The organism is Bradyrhizobium sp. BRP19, from assembly GCF_020194195.1.
Taxonomy (GTDB): Bacteria; Pseudomonadota; Alphaproteobacteria; order Rhizobiales; family Xanthobacteraceae; genus Bradyrhizobium; species Bradyrhizobium yuanmingense.
Genome location: NZ_JADYVZ010000022.1, coordinates 1 through 15,617, shown reverse-complemented (window position 1 = coordinate 15,617; position 15,617 = coordinate 1). Strand labels below are relative to the sequence as shown.

The following is a 15,617-nucleotide window of genomic DNA, read 5'->3' as shown; positions in this document are numbered from 1 at the left end:
TCCGGGGCGATGCTTCAGCATCGAGCCCGGAATCCATTCATCACCATCTCCGCCGCGCAATGGATTCCGGGCTCGCGCTTTCGCGCGCCCCGGAATGACAGCCCAACAAAAAGCCCCCTTGCGGGGGCTTTTTCATTTCTCGTCTTTCGCCGCTCAGTGCGAGGCGGCCCAGACCTTCTTCTTGGTGAAGTACATCAGGCCCGCGAAGACGATCAGGAACACGAAGACCTGGAAGCCGAGGCGCTTGCGCGCTTCCATGTGCGGCTCGGCGGTCCACATCAGGAAGGTGGTGACGTCCTTGGCGTACTGCGCAACCGTAGTCGGCGAGCCGTCGTCATAGGTCACCTGGCCGTCGCTGATCGGCTTCGGCATCTTGATGGCGTGGCCCGGGAAGTACCTGTTGAAGTACGAGCCCTCCGGGAGGGTGACGCCCTCCGGCACCTTGTCCTCATAGCCCTGGAGCAATGCGGCGACGTAGTCAGGCCCCTGCTCCTGGTACTGGGTGAAGACGTCGAAGATGAACCAGGGGAAGCCGCGCTTGTAGGAGCGCGCCTTGGTGATCAGGGACAGGTCCGGCGGGGCCGCACCGCCGTTCGCGGCACGCGCGGCCTGCTCGTTCGCGAACGGCGAGGGGAAATAGTCCGCCGGCCGGCCCGGCCGCTCGAACATGTCCCCCGCATCGTTCGGGCCGTCCTTGACCTTGTACTCGGATGCAAACGCCGCGGCTTGCGCCACCGAATAGCCGGGCCCGCCGGGCTCGGCGAGGTTACGGAAGGCGACGAAGGACAGGCCGTGGCAACTGGCGCAGACCTCCTTGTAGACCTTGAGGCCGCGCTGCAGCGCGCCGCGATCGAACTTACCGAAAGGGCCCGAGAACGACCATGTGTTGCCTGGCGGCTTATCGCTGCCTTCGGCTGCTTTCGCGCTGTCGATCGAGCCCGCGAACAGCGAGCCGGCGAGCGCCAGCACGATCGCGGTCGAGACCATCGGCGTCGACCGGCTGCCGGTCTTGGCCAGCACGGCATCCGAGATCGAGTTCGGCACCGGCCGCGGCTTCTCGATGCGCGCGAGCAGCGGCAGCACGATCAGGAAGTAGGCGAAATAGCAGAACGTCAGGATGCGGCCGGCGATGACGTAGATGCCTTCCGGCGGCTGTGCGCCGAGATAGCCGAGCAGGATGCAGACCGCGACGAAGATCCAGAAGAACTGCTTGGCGAGCGGTCGGTACTTCGAGGACCTGGTCTTGGCGGTGTCGAGCCAGGGCAGGAAGCACAGGATGATGATCGCCCCGAACATCGCGATGACGCCCGCGAGCTTGTCGGGAATCGAGCGCAGGATCGCGTAGAACGGCAGGTAATACCATTCCGGCACGATGTGCGGCGGCGTCACGCCTGGGTTCGCGGGAATGTAGTTGTCGGCGTCGCCGAGATAGTTCGGCATGTAGAAGATGAACCAAGCGTACAGCAGCAGGAAGCAGGCGACGCCGAACATGTCCTTGATGGTCGCATGCGGCGTGAACGGCACCGTGTCCTTTTCCGTCTTCGGCTCGACGCCATCAGGGTTGTTCTGGCCAGCGACGTGCAGCGCCCAGACGTGGAGCACGACGACGCCTGCGATCACGAACGGCAAGAGATAGTGCAGCGAGAAGAAGCGGTTCAGCGTCGGGTTGCCGACTGCATAGCCGCCCCAGAGCAGCGTCACGATGCTCTCGCCGACATAGGGAACGGCCGAGAACAAATTGGTGATGACGGTGGCGCCCCAGAAGCTCATCTGGCCCCAGGGCAGCACGTAGCCCATGAAGCCGGTCGCCATCATCAGGAGGTAGATGATGACGCCGAGGATCCACAGCACCTCACGCGGCTCCTTGTACGACCCGTAGTACAGACCGCGGAACATGTGGACGTAGACGGCGACGAAGAACATCGAGGCGCCGACCGCGTGCATGTTGCGCAGCAGCCAGCCGTAGTTCACGTCACGGACGATCAGCTCGACCGACTTGAAGGCGAGATCGGCGTTTGGCGTGTAGTGCATCGCCAGGATCACGCCGGTCAGGATCTGCATTCCGAGCATGAAGGAAAGAATGGCGCCGAAGGTCCACCAATAGTTCAGGTTGCGCGGGGTGGGATAGGCGACGAAGGAGGAATGGATGAGACCAAAAATCGGCAGGCGCCGCTCGATCCATTGCAGGGCCGGATTGCTCGGCTGGTAGTCGGATGGTCCGCTCATGATGCGATCCTGAGGAAATAGTACGACGAGACGGCGCGAAGCTTCGGACTTGAGTCCGAAGCTCAGCCGATCTGGATTTTGGTGTCGGAAACGAACTGGTACGGCGGCACGGCCAGGTTCGTGGGCGCTGGGCCCTGGCGGATGCGGCCGGACGTATCGTAGACCGAACCATGGCAGGGGCAGAAGAACCCGTCGTAGCTGCCTTCATGAGCGATCGGGATACAGCCGAGATGGGTGCAGATGCCGATCACGACCAGCCACTGCTCGTGGCCCGACTTGACCCGGGCCTCGTCGGTCTGCGGATCCGGCAGGCTCGCCACGTTGACGGCGCGCGCCTCGTCGATCTGCTTCTTGGTGCGGTGACTGATGTAGATCGGCTTGCCGCGCCAGAACACCTTGATGTCCTGGCCTTCCGCGATCGGGCTGAGATCGACCTCGATCGGCGCACCGGCGGCGATGGTCGAGGCATCCGGATTCATTTGGGAGATGAAGGGCCAGAGCGCAGCCGCGCCCCCTACTGCTGCAAATGCCCCTGTTGCAACGAATAAGAAATCACGGCGTGTCGGATGGTCCGCCGAAGACGCTGTCGTCACGATTCCAACCCTTTCTTCTTGCGCTACCGGTGGAACCGCTCCGAGGGGCGCCCAAGAGGTCCCCGGAAAGGCTGCCGGCACCCGCGGCCCCCCGCGGCGGCAGAACTTGGCTTGTTCACCTCTAAACGGGTGAAACAGCAGTCCAGAATCGTTCTATTGGCACCCTTGCCGGGCGAGCGCAAGCCCGCTAACGGCGTGAGAGCGTGCAATGCACGAATTCCCGGGCGGGCGATGTTTTATTGAGACATTTTGCGCCCGCAAGCCAACTCGCCGCCGCCCATGCAGATCGCACTTTTCCAGCCCGACATCCCCCAGAACACCGGCACGATTCTTCGCCTCTGCGCCTGCCTGGGGCTCGATGCCCATATCATCGAACCGGCGGGCTTCCCCATCTCGGACCGCCTGTTCCGCCGGGCGGGAATGGACTACCTCGACCATGTCAGGCTGGCCCGCCACGTCTCCTGGGCGACATTCGAGGACTGGCGTGCAGGCCAGGGCCACCGGCTGCTGCTGTTCACCACCAAGGCCGCCACCGACTACCTCGATTTTCATTACCAGAGCTCGGACATCCTGCTATTCGGGCGCGAGAGCGCCGGCGTCACCGATGCGGTGGTCGAGGCGGCCGATGCGCGTCTGGTGATCCCGATCAAGGCGGGGCTGCGGTCGCTCAATGTGGCCATGAGCGTAGCCATGGCCGCCGGCGAGGCGCTGCGGCAGATCCGGAACCCGCAAGGTTTGACAGATTGAGGAGAGAGGCTTGAGTTACGCGGTCAAGGAGATCTTCCTGACCCTGCAAGGCGAAGGCGCCCATGCCGGGCGCGCGTCGGTGTTCTGCCGCTTTGCCGGCTGCAACCTCTGGAGCGGGCGGGAGGCCGACCGCGCGGATGCGACCTGCAAGTTCTGCGACACGGATTTCGTCAGCACCGACGGCACGCTCGGCGGGCGCTATGGCTCGGCTGCGGAACTCGCCGATACCATCGCCGCGCAATGGACGGCGGCTGCCGCCAACCGCTACGTCGTGCTGACCGGCGGGGAGCCGCTGCTCCAGGTCGACGCCGCGCTGATCGAGGCGCTGCACGAAAGAGGCTTCGAGATCGGCGTCGAGACCAACGGCACGATCGCAGCTCCTGATGGGCTCGACTGGATCTGCGTTAGCCCCAAGGGCGGTAGCGAGCTGGTCCTGCGCCAGGGCCACGAGCTGAAGCTGGTCTATCCCCAGGCCTTGGCGATGCCCGAAGCATTTGAGGATCTCGCCTTCGAGCGCTTCTCGCTGCAGCCGATGGACGGGCCTGAGGTCATCGAGAACACCGCGCGCGCGATCGATTATTGCCTGCACCATCCGCAATGGCGGCTCAGCGTGCAGACCCACAAATCGCTCGGCATCAGATAGGACGCGACCCGCGAATGCAGATGGACGTGACGACGATCGAAGCCCGCAAGGCCCGCGCCCGCGCCTGGTTCGAGCGCTTGCGCGACGACATCTGCGCGAGCTTCGAGCGGCTGGAGGATGACGCGCCGCCAAACCTCTATCCAGGCGAGGTCGGCCGCTTCAAGCGCACGCATTGGCAGCGCACCGACCATTCCGGCGCGGCTGGCGGCGGCGGCGTGATGTCGATGATGCATGGCCGGCTGTTCGAGAAGGTCGGCGTGCACTGTTCGACGGTGCACGGCGAGTTCGCACCCGAATTTCGGGCCCAGATCCCCGGCGCGGCGGAGGATCCAAAATTCTGGGCCTCCGGCATCTCGCTGATCGCGCATATGCGCAATCCGAACGTCCCCGCCGTGCACATGAACACGCGCTTCGTCGTCACCACGAAGGCCTGGTTCGGCGGCGGCGCCGACCTGACGCCGGTGCTGGAGCGAAGGCGGACGCAGGACGATCCCGACAGCATCGCCTTCCATGCCGCGATGAAACAGGCCTGCGTGCAGCCGAGCGGTGTTGCCGACTACGACAAGTACAAGAAATGGTGCGACGAGTATTTCTACCTGCCGCACCGGAAAGAGGCGCGCGGCATTGGCGGCATCTTCTACGACTGGCACGACAGCGGCGACTGGGACGCCGACCTCGCCTTCACCCAGGACGTCGGCCGCGCCTTCCTGAAGATCTATCCCGAGATCGTGCGGCGCAACTTCGCGAGCGCCTGGACGCCTGCGGACCGCGAGGAGCAATTGATCCGCCGCGGCCGCTACGTCGAGTTCAACCTGCTCTACGACCGCGGCACCATCTTCGGGCTGAAGACGGGCGGCAACGTGGACTCCATCCTGTCGTCGCTGCCGCCGGAGGTGAAGTGGCCATGAACGCCATGCTGCCGCCGCTGCCCCGCGCCATGCTGATCGACATGGACGACACCATCCTGTCGGCCTATGGCCGGCCCGAGATCGCCTGGAACACGATCACGGCCGAATTCGCCGAGGAGCTCGCCCCGCTGCCGCCGCCGATGGTCGCAACCGCGGTGCTGGCCTTCGCGCGAAACTTCTGGGCCAGTGCCGAGCCGGCGTGGCGGATGAAGCTCGCCGAGGCGCGGCACCTGACCGTGAAGGGCGGCTTCGCCGCGCTCGCGGCCGCAGGCCACCGCGCCCTGCCCGATGACCTCGCCATTCGCCTCGCCGACCGCTTCACCGCCTATCGCGAGGAGGAGATGTTCGTCTTTCCCGGCGCGCACGAGGCGATCGACCAGTTCAAGGCGCTCGGCATCAAGCTCGCGCTGGTCACCAACGGCGCCGCCGACATGCAGCGCGCCAAGGTCGAACGCTTCGAGCTGGCGCACCGCTTCGACCACATCCAGATCGAGGGCGAGCACGGCTTCGGCAAGCCCGAGGAGCGCGCCTATCTGCACGCGATGCAGGCGCTCGGCGTCACCGCTGAGGACACCTGGATGATCGGCGACAATCTGGAATGGGAAGTGGTGACGCCGCAGCGCCTCGGCATCTATGCGATCTGGATGGACGTGCATGGCGAGGGCCTGCCCGAGGGCTCGACGGTCAGGCCCGACCGCATCATCCGCTCGCTCGGCGAGCTGCTGCCCGACCGGGCATGATCGAGGGCCCAAAACAAAACCTCGAAAACAACCCCATGCACAGTAGCGCGCTGCTGTAAAATCAAGAACTTACGGATTTTACGAAAAATTTCTGACCCGTCGGGCAAAACAGGGGTATTGTGGCATCGTCGCGAGGTTGCGATCGAGCCTGGAGCGCGATGGCATCAGGATGAATCGTCATCGCGCTTTAGCTTATGTTTGAGCATGATCTTTTCGGAAAAACCGCTACGCACTTTTCCAGATCATGCTCTAGTCGCGCTCCCGCGAGCACGCCCAAGGCAACCTATTCCACGGTGATATTGCCGGCCTCGATGACCCGCTTCCAGCGGGCCAACTCAGAGACCAGAAACTCCTGGAATTGCTCCGGGGTGTTAGCCACGATTTCGAGGCCGATATCCTCCATTCGTTTGCGTACGTCCGGTGCCTTCAGCGCCGCGACGATCTCGCCATGCAATTTTGCTTTCACGTCGGCAGGAAGGCCCTTCGGAGCAGCCACCGCCTGCCACGAAAAGACGTCGACACCTTCAATCCCAAGTTCCTTCAAGGTAGGCACTTCGGGCAAAAGAGGGGATCTGGCATCGCCGGTGATGGCGAGAACCTTGAGCTGCTTGGATTGAATTTGCCCGATGACGGCGTTGATGTTTTGAAACGATACGTTGACATGCCCCGCGAGGAGATCACTCACGGCAGGCGCCCCGCCGCGATACGGCACGTGGAGACCGGTCGTCCCAGTGCGCTGCCAGAACAGCGCCGCCGTGAGATGATCGGACGAACCCGCACCCGAGCTTGCAAAAGTGATCTTGCCGGGGGCCTTCTTCAGTTGCTCCACCAACTCGGCGACGGTGTTTGCCGGAAAGTTCAAGTTGGCGACCAGGACGTTCGGTGCGCGCACAGCGACCGTCAAAAGGTCGAAGTCCTTCAGAGGATTATACTTCAGATTAGGCTGAAGAAATGGATTCGTCGCATAGACACCGATCGAGCCGACGAGAATGGTGTATCCGTCCGCTGGCGCCCGGGCAACCGCCGTTGCTCCAAGAGCGCCCGTTGCGCCGGACCGGTTTTCGACGACCACCGGCTGCCCCAGCGTATCGGAGACCTTCTGTCCGATTGCGCGCGCGACCATGTCGGACGAGCCTCCCGCCGGGAATGGAACGATAAAGGTGATATTCCTTTCCGGCCAGGCCGCGTATGCCATCGAGGTTGCGGCAAGAAGCAGGATGCCAGCTGCACCAAATCGAATCTTCGATAAAAAAGTAGCATTGCCCATTGTCGATCCTCCGTTGCGACATTTTTCTGAGGGCCTATTTTACGTGCTCATGCCATCCCGATTGATGCTCAGATTGTATTGATTGATCCACTATTTATCACGGGCGCTTTGTCGCGGTGAAATCGCCGATGTGAAAACCTGCCGAGGGGTGGCGCTTCGCTCTTCCAAGCGCTGTCGAGTTTTGCCTACGCGTTATCTCAACTCCCACGCTTCACCTTGAGCGTCAGCAGCGGCTTGCCTTTCTCGGCGATGTAGGTCGCGAGCTCCGCCGCGTTGCGGGCGCAAACGCGGTCTTTCACGCCCCAATCATTGCGCAGCGTATCTCGCGGTCAACGAATGACCGTGCAAGCTACCGGAGAACACCACGATCGCCTTTGGCGACAGCTCGGCCTGCAGCTTTCCCGTCATCATGTTGGGATTGGCCGGCGCAAGCGGAACGGTGACTGTCTTGCCGCCATCCTGAATCGTTGCGCGTCCCCGCATATCCTTCGTCGACAGCGGCGATCCATCGTCGTCGCCAACGTAAAAGATGATGTCCGTCCCCTTGCTGACGAATTCGATCGGATGCCCCTGCGACTTGACGACGGGGCCGCCGTTGCTGCCCTTCGTCTGCGCCGCGGCAACATCCAGCGTCGCGATCATCGCAGCCGTCATGGCGAGGCCGATATAAGTTCTCATTGCAGGCTCCTCGGTGGTTGTCCGCGCGCATCAATAGGCTTCCGCGGGGGTGAACGTTGCGGCGTGCCCGGCCACCAGCCGCTGCAGCGGCCGGTGGCCGAACTTCAGAAACAGAATCGGGGTCACGATTGTGTCGAGGACCGTGGCGCTGAGCAGGCCGCCGAAGATCGTCACGGCCACCGGGTGCAGGATTTCCCGGCCCGGCTCGTCCGCGCCGATCAAGAGCGGCGTGAGCGCTAGTCCTGCGCAAAGCGCCGTCATCAGCACCGGACTGAGGCGCTCCATGCTGCCGCGAATGACCAGCCCGGCCCCGAAACGCTCGCCTTCGTGGATGGCGAGATTGATATAGTGCGAGATCTTCAAGATCCCGTTGCGCGCCGAGATGCCGGCCAGCGTGATGAAGCCGATCATCGATGCCACCGACAAGGGCTGCCCGGAGATCTTCAGCGCGGCGACGCTGCCGATCAGGGCGAGCGGAATACCTCCCATGATGATCAGCGCCAGTGCGATCGACCGGTAGCGGCTGTAGAGGACGACGAAGATCATCGTCATCGAGGCCAGCGACAGAATGCCGATGCGCCAGGTCGCCTCCTGCTGGGCCTGGAACGCGCCTTCGAGGCTGGTCGTGTAGCCTTGCGGGAAATCGAGCTCGCGAACCGACCTCTGAATGTCGGCCGCGATATCGGCGATGTCGCGGCGTCCGTCCCCGTTGCCGTACACGACGATCCTGCGCTGGGTCCCCTCCCGCTGAATCTGGTTCGGCCCGTCTGTCTCGACGATGTCGGCTAAAGCGCTCAGCGGGACGAACTCCGAGCCGGTCGGGATGAGCAAATTGTGCAGTCCCGTCGTCGAACGGTCTTGCTCCGACAGGCGCATCACGACGTCGAAACGGCGATTGCCGTCGACGATCTGGGAGACCTTCCGGCCATTGGACAGCGCGTCGAGTGCCTGGGTGACCGCAGCCGGCGTCAGGCCGTGAAGCGCGGCGCGAGCATGGTCGATTTGAACCCGCACTTGCGGAATCAGCACCTGCTTCTCGACCTGGAGATCGACCAGACCCGGGATCGTCGACAGACGCTGGCGCACCGTTTCGGACAGCCGCCGCAACATCTCGATGTCCTGGCCGAAGATCTTGAGCACGATCTGGGCACGAATACCGGACTGGAGATGATCGAGGCGGTGGCTGATCGGCTGTCCGATGGCCACCGACGCCGGCAGCGCGGACAGGGCTTCCCGGATGCTCGCATAGATGTCCGCCTTCTGGCGCTTGGACGGTGTGAGATCGACATCGACCTCGCTGTAGTGCACGCCTTCGGCGTGTTCATCCAGTTCGGCGCGGCCGGTGCGCCGTCCGACCGATTTCACCTCGGGCACCTTTGCGAGCAACTGCTCCGCCAATAGGCCAAGACGGTTGGATTCCGCGAGCGAAATGCCTGGATTGTACTGCAGCGACAGGACCAGCGTCCCCTCGTTGAAAGGAGGAAGAAAGCTGCGGGGCATCTGGCTCGCGGCATAGCCTGCCACCGCGACCGCAGCGGCGACGAAGACCAGCACCAAGCGCTGCCGCTGGAAGGCCCAGCCGAGCACCCGCCGATTGGCCTGCTTCAGCTTCGTGACGACAAAGCTCTCGCGGTCACCTGAATGAGCTCGTCCCGAAAGCAGATAATAGGACAGCACCGGCGTCACCGTGATTGAGGTCAGCAGCGAAGCCAGGATTGAGACCACATAGGCCACGCCAAGCGGCGTGAACAGCCGCCCTTCGATTCCCGGAAGGGCGAACAGCGGCACAAAGACGAGGACGATGATCATCGTTGCATAGACGATGCTGGAACGAACCTCCTGGCTCGCGCCGGAGATCACGTCGAGAACAGGGCGCGGCGTGCTCGACGCGGCGTTCTCCCGCAGGCGCCGCAGGATGTTTTCGACGTCCACGACGGCATCGTCGACCAGCTCGCCGATCGCGATGGCGAGGCCGCCCAGCGTCATGGTGTTGATCGTGAGGCCGAAGGCGCGAAACACCAGGACCGTCACCAGGATCGATATTGGAATGGCCGTCAGCGACACGAACGCGGCGCGACCGTTCATCAGGAAGACGAACAGGACTATTGCGACGACGATCGCGGCCTCGATCAGGACGCGCTCGACATTGCCGATCGAGGTCTCGATGAAGGTGGCCTGCCGGAACTGCACGTTGGTGACGCTGATGCCCCCGCGCATAGTGCGTTGCAGCTCCCGCAGCGTTGATTCAACATTGCGCGTCAGTGCTACGGTATCCGCAGCCGGTTGCTTCATGACGCTGACGATGACGGCGGGCTTGCCGTTATATCCTGCGTCACCGCGCTTGGTCCGCGCGGCAAAATCCACAGAGGCAATCTGCTTCAGCAGGATCGGCTGCTCTCCGCGGTTGACGACGACGGTGTTGCGGAGGTCCTCGATACGCCTGGTGAGACCGACATTGCGGATCAGATATTCGCGGCCATGCTGGTCGACGAAGCCGCCGCCGCTGTTGGTGCCGAACCTTGCGACCGCCTGCTCGATCTGATCATGGGTGACGCCGAGTGCCTGCATGGTGGCGACGTTCGGCGTCACGCGATATTGGCGGACCTCGCCGCCGATGGGTATCACCTGGGCGACGCCGGGAATGGCAAGGAGTTGCGGTCGGACGACGAAGTCGGCGATCTCGCGCACGTCCATGGGTGAAGCCGTGCCATCGCTCGTCAGCGCGATCAGCATGATCTCGCCCATGATCGAGGTCACCGGGCCCATCTGGGGATTGACCGCGGACGGCAATTGCTCGCGGATCAGCGCCAGCCGCTCGGAGACGAATTGCCGGGCGCGGTAGATTTCGACGCCCCAGTCGAACTCGACATAGACGACCGACAGACCAACGCCCGAGACCGAGCGCACGCGAATGACGCCGGGCATGCCGTTCATCGACGTCTCGATCGGGAACGTCACCAGCTGTTCGACCTCCTGGGGCGCCAGCCCCTCTGCCTCGGTCAGGATGTTGACGGTCGGGCGGTTGATGTCAGGCAGGACGTCGACCGAAACGCTCGGCAGGACGAACAGGCCGTAGCCGACCAGGACGGCGGCGACCGCCAGCACGAATAGGCGATTGCGCAAGCTTGTCTGGACGATGAGCTTGAACATGGTCGGCTACCGGATCTGGTTGATGAGGTCGGTGCCGCGCACGACGATATGTTCGCCTTCGTTGACACCGGCGGCCACAATCACGCGGGCTGCGTCCACCGGCACCACGCGAACCGGCCTCGGCTCGAAGCGCTCGGGCTCTGTGTGCAGCCAAACGATATTCTCACCGTTGCCGCTTCGAACGACGGCATTGCGCGGCACGACCAGGCCAGACACGGGCGCTCCGGCCTGGACCATCACATTCAACGGCTGACCGATGTTGAGACCTGCTGGTGGCTCCGGAATGGCGAACTGAACCACGGACGCATGCTGGCGCAGCGCCCGGCTCGTCCCGACGAAGCTCAGCGCAATCTGCTGCCCGTTCGGAGCCATTGCCGTTGCGGCTTCAGGCTGCTTCAAGCCGATTTCGTCATAGGCGAGCGCCTCGACCCAAAGACTGCTTGGGTCCGCGATCTGAAACAGGACGTCTTGGGGCTGTATGACCTGGCCCGGCGCGACCTTGGCTGCGGTGATGATGCCATCGGTCGATGCCCGCAGTTCCTCGAAGCCGGTGCGGGAATTGCGAACGGTCTCGCGGCGCGCCCGCAGACCCTCCAATTCGCTTTCGAGGTCGTTGACCTGCCCTTGCGGCACCGCGCCGCGTTCGGCCAGCGGCCGGAGACGCCGCAGCTTGTTGTCCGTGATCGCCATCAGCTGTTCGATCTCGCCGACCTTCTCGAGGATCGTCGTGCGGTCGGCGATTGGCAGATGCGGCTCGATCCGGATGAGCAGATCGCCCTTGCGGACGGTTTGCCCGATGCGGGGGATGCCGTCATCGCCGGGAACCACGCGGCCGCCGTAGATGCTCTGCACGATGCTGCTGCGGTTGGGGTCGGCCATGACACGGCCGATCAGGGTGACGGCGGGATGAATCGTCTGCGGCTCGGCTGCAGCGGTTCGTACCTCGAGCAGACGCTGCGTCGGCTTGGCCGCGAAGACGGTGCCGTCTTGCAGACGGCGCGGGGCATCGCTCAGCGCGGGAACATCCGGCGGACTTGGTTGCGTTGCATTAGTCCGGCCCTCGCCGAACATGATGGCGGCGAGAATGACCAAAGCCCCCGCCATCACGGCGGACGTCGAGGCCGCCATGAAGCGGCCACGACGCCTCCAATAGGCGAAGAGACCGCCGAAGCCCAAGGCGGCGAGCGCGGACGCGGCGATGGCGGCTCGGTTCGATAGAAGCCAGCCGGGCTCGTGCTTGTGCTCCGCGGGCCGGGCCTCTGCACGCGGTATGAACGAGTCGACCAGCAGATCATTTCCCCTGCTAGCGCTGATCGAGAAGATCACCTCGACCGATCCAGACGGCGTGCCGTTCGGAATCGCGGCGGTGTAGACGCCGTCCTCCTGGCTCGATGCCTCGATTGGGGCGGAATCGCCGATCGTGACCTGCAAGGCGGCGTCCGAGACCGGCTCGTTCGTCGCGGCATCATCGATGAAGACGGACAGCCTGCCGTCCTTCAGGATGCCGACGACTTCGTAGAGCTCGGAGCGCGCGGCAATCCTCGGATAGGCTGAGGACACGACTGCCGTCTTTTCGGCGTCGCCGTGATCGTGCCCCTCATGGCCAAAGGCGCCCGACAAGCCAAAGACCAGGCTCGCCAACCAAAAAGCGCCAGCCAGCCCAAGAGCTGCGAGCCGCCCTTTCGGGCAGCGCTGATTCATCAACATCGAAAGATCCTTCAGACATGCGAAAAGGCGGCGACCGAAGCGCCGCCGGGACTACGCGATGCTGAAGGTACTTGGTGGCCGGACGAGTCCGTCGGGGCGCACCCCGACAATGGCCCGCGCGAGCGGCAGGTCCATGGCGCCGAGCACTTCGAAGACGCTGAGCAGGTGAACGACCTGCGCTGAGGCGATCGAGGTGCCAAACATGTCCCAGGCCACGCCGGGAGTGCCGTCCTCATCGTGATCCGGCCCGTCATGGACGTGGCCTTCCGCGTCGTCGCCGGCGTGGGAATGCACGTGGCCGGCCAATTGATCGTGGAAATGCAGGGAACCGCTGAGCGTGACGGACGGCATCGGAATGGCGCCAACAGCCGCCTGCGCCTGCGAGACCGAGATCAGGGCCGCCTGAAGCACAAACGCGGATATCGCCACGAACATGGCCGTTCTGGCGAGTTGACGAAGATGGTGGCGGACACCGTGCGGCACGCCGAAAAACTAGGCGATGCCGACCGCGAATTCAAGGCGACGTTCGCATCGCGTGGGAGGTGGTCCAGACACCCTCCCCGCTCGATCGAGGAGCTACCGCCGCCCGATATCCGGCAGCCCGCCTGCCTTACTTGAAGTGAAATGCTTCACAAGCCGCAATCCGGGATTGCGGTAGCCTCGTGCCATGGGGCGTGGCGAGTTGGAGGCGACAATGGAGCAGGACCTTCCGAAGCAGGCAGCGCGCACGCGATCCCCGGTGAAGGCGGCGGGTATCTGGCAGAGAATTCAATCCTGGGACAGCCGCCTCTCGGTCACCAAGGGACTGACGGCCGTGACCCTGCTGACCGGCTTCCTGGGCGGATATTTCCAGTACCTGAATTCCTATGAACAGAAGGTCGGCGAGCAGGCCAAGGCGGACATGCAGAAGGCGACCGACACCTTCCTCGAGATCTCGGACGCCTTTGCCGACGTGCAGATCCAGCAGGAGACCATGCTGCGCGAGCAGTTCGGCTCGCTGAAGGCGCAGGCAAGCCCCGCTTTCATTCCGGTGGACTCCAAGACATTCGGCTCGTTCTCGGACTATTGGAAGGCGCGCACGTCGCTGCGGCGGAACGGCGCCATCTTCGCGCGCAAGGCGGAGATCTACATCGACTGGCCCAGTGACCTCGGGCGCGACCCGGCCGCAGAGCACACGCTCGACCAGGATCCCCTGACGGCAACGCTGCTCACCAAGTACAATTTCGATTGCGATTCCGACGCCAACCTTCCGCAGTTCAAGGGTGCGATCTTCAATGGCGCCGATCCGGGACGCCCCAGCGACGAATTGTGCAACGACCCGACGGCCAATGGGCTCAAATCCTACGTCAACCTCTGTGCCAGGCGGGCGGATGGCGAGATCGATGCGTTGCAGAAGGTCGTGACCATCAACTGGTGGAGCGCCAAGCACCACGTCCTGGTGATGCACCATTGCTTCGAGGTGCTCCGCGGCGGGCCGAATGCGTTGCAAGCTCCGGCCTCCGGCAACGACGTGCCGAACGATCGCAAGCTCGACAAACCACGCGACAGCAATGAGCACAGGCTACAGCTTCAGGCCCGCCGGCTGGACGCGTTCATGACGCTGACCATGGCGCAGCTGGATCGCATCAGGGTGCGATACCGCCCCACCGGCTTCTTCTGCCATGTTCCGCTCGCGCGCGATGCCATCGGCTATTTCAGCAACCAGTGCCTGCCGAACCAGCCGGTCACGAGCGAGCGCAGCTGAGTCGTACCGCGGAGACACCTTCCGGCGCCGGCAGCCGGCGTGATCGGCCTGTCATGACGGCCTGTTAGCGTCGGCCGCGTCGATCAACCCGAAAGGACAATCCATGGATCTGAAGGCCGGCGATGTCGTGATGCTGAAATCCGGCGGTCAGCCGCTGACCGTCGCGGAGGTGAAGGAGAACGAGGCGCTGTGCCTGTGGATGGGCATGGAAGGCGACCTGTTCCGCGAGACGCTGCCGCTCGCCGTGCTCGTGCAGGTGGAAGAAGACGACGAGGACGACGAAGACGAAGATGATGACGAGGAGTAGGCACTTCTCGGCCTACATTCTCGTGAGAGCCGAGCGCTTCCCTTGATGACGGGCGCGGGGTTGATCAGACGAGGATACGAGGCGCCGCCGTGGCCTTGTCTCCGGAATTCGGCGTCCCCGTCGGTTCGATCAAGAGGATGTGCACTTCCCCACGCGCCACCGGCCGGTGCTCAACGCCCTTCGGCACGACAAAAACCTCGCCGGGGTTGAGGGTGACCGTGCGGTCCCGCAGCTCGATGTCCAGCGTCCCGCTGAGCACGAGAAAAAAGTCGTCCGTGTCGTCGTGCTTGTGCCAATGAAACGGCCCCTCGAGCTTGGCCACCATGATGTCGTTGTCGTTATAGGTCGCCACCGTGCGCGGGGAGAAGCGATCGGTAAACGTTGCGAGCTTCTCGGCGAGATTGGCGGGGGCTTTCATCGCGTTTCCTCAGGTGAAGACATCCAGCCCGAATATGGTGACGGGCTACCCTCCTGGAAGGGATAGCGCGACCTCTTGGGAACACGAGAGTGCGATGTGGCGGAATGTGCTTCTACGCGACCCGCGCGCAGGATTGGCGGCGAACGTGCGTTCAATCGCCCGGCCCAGGGAGCTGCACTATCAGGAGGTGTCGCTGTCGCTCGCGGGCTGGCCGGATTATCGGCTGTCGATCTGCTCGCCGCACCGGCGATGCGCAAATGACGACCTGGATCGAGGCGATGGGCTTCGCAAGAGCTCAACCCATCCTTGCTACGAGCTGTTGCCGATCGGATCAGAACCGATAGTTGATGCCGCCCTTGGCTGTATGAAGCTGAACCTCGGTGTCCGTGAAGGACGCGCCGGGGAATGCAAGAGCATTGCCGTTCGACTTTCCGAGATTGATGTAGATGTACTCGGCCTTGAACGTCCAGCGCGGATCGAATGCCCATT

14 protein-coding genes are annotated in these 15,617 nt (G+C 63.6%); 6 read left to right on the top strand and 8 right to left on the bottom strand.

All coding sequences use genetic code 11. From position 1 onward, the window contains the following. Positions 1 to 153: 153 nt before the first annotated feature. Together fbcH and petA are read right to left on the bottom strand one after the other, a co-directional pair. Positions 154 to 2,226: a cytochrome b/c1 gene (gene fbcH / locus I6F36_RS34365; RefSeq protein WP_225152245.1), complete on the bottom strand. Its 2,073-nt coding sequence runs from the start codon at positions 2,224 to 2,226 to the stop codon at positions 154 to 156. Between the two features lie 62 nt (positions 2,227 to 2,288). Continuing rightward, positions 2,289 to 2,819 (bottom strand): ubiquinol-cytochrome c reductase iron-sulfur subunit, encoded by a 531-nt coding sequence (petA, locus tag I6F36_RS34360; protein WP_036006265.1) that lies wholly within the window; start codon positions 2,817 to 2,819, stop codon positions 2,289 to 2,291. Between the two features lie 279 nt (positions 2,820 to 3,098). On the opposite strand from petA, the gene I6F36_RS34355 reads away from it, so the two are divergent. From I6F36_RS34355 to I6F36_RS34340, 4 genes are read left to right on the top strand one after another with little or no spacing between them, the layout of a single operon-like run. Beyond that, positions 3,099 to 3,566 carry a tRNA (cytidine(34)-2'-O)-methyltransferase gene (locus tag I6F36_RS34355; protein ID WP_225172978.1) on the top strand — a complete coding sequence of 156 codons (468 nt, stop codon included), beginning with the start codon at positions 3,099 to 3,101 and terminating at the stop codon, positions 3,564 to 3,566. Between the two features lie 10 nt (positions 3,567 to 3,576). Next, positions 3,577 to 4,209, top strand: a complete 633-nt coding sequence (queE, locus tag I6F36_RS34350; RefSeq protein WP_225172977.1) for a 7-carboxy-7-deazaguanine synthase — start codon at positions 3,577 to 3,579, stop codon at positions 4,207 to 4,209. 20 nt (positions 4,210 to 4,229) lie between these two features. Further along, on the top strand, positions 4,230 to 5,117 hold the full coding sequence (hemF, locus tag I6F36_RS34345) for an oxygen-dependent coproporphyrinogen oxidase (protein WP_225173005.1): 888 nt from the start codon (positions 4,230 to 4,232) through the stop codon (positions 5,115 to 5,117). A gap of 5 nt (positions 5,118 to 5,122) precedes the next feature. Then, entirely contained in the window at positions 5,123 to 5,857 is a 735-nt protein-coding gene (locus I6F36_RS34340; protein ID WP_225173004.1) for an HAD family hydrolase, read from the top strand. A gap of 283 nt (positions 5,858 to 6,140) precedes the next feature. On the opposite strand, the gene I6F36_RS34335 is transcribed toward I6F36_RS34340, so the two are convergent. The 5 genes from I6F36_RS34335 to I6F36_RS34315 form a co-directional block, all read right to left on the bottom strand. Further along, positions 6,141 to 7,124, bottom strand: coding sequence for a tripartite tricarboxylate transporter substrate binding protein (locus I6F36_RS34335; RefSeq protein WP_225172976.1), 984 nt, complete (start codon positions 7,122 to 7,124; stop codon positions 6,141 to 6,143). A 306-nt stretch (positions 7,125 to 7,430) separates the two neighbouring features. After that, complete coding sequence (locus I6F36_RS34330; RefSeq protein ID WP_225127846.1) at positions 7,431 to 7,802, bottom strand: hypothetical protein; 372 nt, start codon at positions 7,800 to 7,802, stop codon at positions 7,431 to 7,433. 30 nt (positions 7,803 to 7,832) lie between these two features. Continuing rightward, positions 7,833 to 10,952 (bottom strand): efflux RND transporter permease subunit, encoded by a 3,120-nt coding sequence (locus I6F36_RS34325; RefSeq protein ID WP_225172975.1) that lies wholly within the window; start codon positions 10,950 to 10,952, stop codon positions 7,833 to 7,835. A gap of 6 nt (positions 10,953 to 10,958) precedes the next feature. After that, the gene (locus tag I6F36_RS34320; protein ID WP_225172974.1) at positions 10,959 to 12,278 is read right to left on the bottom strand and encodes an efflux RND transporter periplasmic adaptor subunit; all 1,320 of its coding nucleotides are present in this window, start codon (positions 12,276 to 12,278) and stop codon (positions 10,959 to 10,961) included. Between the two features lie 432 nt (positions 12,279 to 12,710). Further along, the gene (locus I6F36_RS34315; protein WP_225136674.1) at positions 12,711 to 13,094 is read right to left on the bottom strand and encodes a hypothetical protein; all 384 of its coding nucleotides are present in this window, start codon (positions 13,092 to 13,094) and stop codon (positions 12,711 to 12,713) included. Positions 13,095 to 13,353: 259 nt separating this feature from the next. Between I6F36_RS34315 and I6F36_RS34310 the strand changes: the two genes are divergently transcribed. Together I6F36_RS34310 and I6F36_RS34305 are read left to right on the top strand one after the other, a co-directional pair. Continuing rightward, positions 13,354 to 14,403, top strand: coding sequence for a hypothetical protein (locus tag I6F36_RS34310; protein ID WP_128263021.1), 1,050 nt, complete (start codon positions 13,354 to 13,356; stop codon positions 14,401 to 14,403). Positions 14,404 to 14,506: 103 nt separating this feature from the next. Next, a complete protein-coding gene (locus I6F36_RS34305) occupies positions 14,507 to 14,710 on the top strand; it encodes a DUF2158 domain-containing protein (RefSeq protein WP_036024831.1) in 204 nt (67 codons plus the stop codon). A gap of 64 nt (positions 14,711 to 14,774) precedes the next feature. Here the strand turns inward: I6F36_RS34305 and I6F36_RS34300 are convergent, their stop codons facing one another. After that, on the bottom strand, positions 14,775 to 15,128 hold the full coding sequence (locus tag I6F36_RS34300; RefSeq protein ID WP_225172973.1) for a cupin domain-containing protein: 354 nt from the start codon (positions 15,126 to 15,128) through the stop codon (positions 14,775 to 14,777). Positions 15,129 to 15,617: the final 489 nt, after the last annotated feature.